We start from the raw sequence: 850 nt of genomic DNA, 5'->3' as shown, positions 1-850 counted from the left end.
AGATGTGTATAAGAGACAGGGTAAGTAAAGATACGATTCTTAATCGCGCATGGGCTGATAGCGATGTTAATGAAGAATCGCTCACACGTTGCATTTATGTATTACGCCGAATGCTTATGGAAAGTAAACACTGCCGTTACATTGATACGGTATACGGCAAAGGCTGCCGCTTCAGCCGCCATGTTGCCATAGTATCAAAGCCGCGTGCCCAGGTGCCGCACACCTCAATAGCCATATTTCCGTTTTTCTCCCTCCCACAACTCAATGCGGTAATCCTGCACCATCCCCTCATTCAGACTTTCTCACAGTACTCCCCCTTCGGACTCTCCGTATTGCCTGCGGTTATTACTCAGCACTGTCATGATTTATCTGACATTATGTCGCTTATCGAACAATTCAATCCTGGTTATTTCTTGGCAGGTAAAACGGTGGTTATGGGCAATAGCTTGCAATTGCTGTTCGTATTAGTACGTTCAGCAGGGCATCAATTGATCCATCATGAAATTATCGAGTTATGCGTGTGCCAACCGCTGTCTTCACTGCTAAATCGCATTGCCGCCCTAATCCCATCACGGATCCCTGAAGTGCAATTGGATTCAACGCAAGCCAATACCTTCGACTCACTAGATAGCGCGGTGCTCTATCTACACGCGCAGCATGAGCTCAAACGCTATTCCCCTTCAAGTCTGCAACTCGCGCTGTCATTGCTACGGCAATGCGTGTGTATCAGTCCAGAGCAAGATCCAGTGGACTGCAGCCTAGCTGAAAGCGACCTAAGCATGTCGCAATTAGGTCTTTTTGACCAGAAACAGACCTGAACCACTGTTCGCCAATCAGCCAATGAAGCTAT

Annotated in this window: 1 protein-coding gene; it reads left to right on the top strand. The window is 47.4% G+C overall.

Going from position 1 to position 850, the window contains the following annotated elements:
- The coding region (locus CUC53_RS12790) for a winged helix-turn-helix domain-containing protein (RefSeq protein ID WP_100294519.1) at positions 1 to 818 on the top strand (818 nt) is incomplete at its 5' end.
- Between the last annotated feature and the right edge of the window lie 32 nt (positions 819 to 850).

The organism is Aeromonas cavernicola (assembly GCF_002795305.1).
In the GTDB taxonomy this organism is placed as follows: Bacteria; Pseudomonadota; Gammaproteobacteria; order Enterobacterales; family Aeromonadaceae; genus Aeromonas; species Aeromonas cavernicola.
Note: the sequence above shows the minus strand (reverse complement) of the source record. Positions and strands in the feature narration are given on the sequence as shown.